The organism is Streptomyces fildesensis, from assembly GCF_016107395.1.
Lineage (GTDB): Bacteria > Actinomycetota > Actinomycetes > Streptomycetales > Streptomycetaceae > Actinacidiphila > Actinacidiphila fildesensis.
Genome location: NZ_JAAIKO010000326.1, coordinates 1 through 218, shown reverse-complemented (window position 1 = coordinate 218; position 218 = coordinate 1). Strand labels below are relative to the sequence as shown.

The window sequence follows — 218 nt, the reverse complement described above, 5'->3', positions numbered from 1 at the left end:
AACACATAAAAAGTAATAATAAAAACTAGAACTACAGCACGCAACTAATCTTCTTTAAGTCCTCCTTATGAGACCCAGTTCTTGTTTAACACTTAACCTCCTTCAACCCATGGCCGAAGTACAAAAATGTTGGGTCAGCAGCTCCATCCTTGTAGTAAGCAAATACCAAGGAGCCATCATCATGCATGCTCTCTCCCACAAAAAATTGAAGGTCACTA

The 218-nt window shown here is 39.4% G+C and carries 1 protein-coding gene; it reads right to left on the bottom strand.

Annotated features, from left to right (window positions below):
• Positions 1–85: 85 nt before the first annotated feature.
• Positions 86–218, bottom strand: a 133-nt coding sequence (locus tag C6N31_RS47445) for a hypothetical protein (protein WP_498063736.1), incomplete at its 5' end; no start/stop codon positions are given.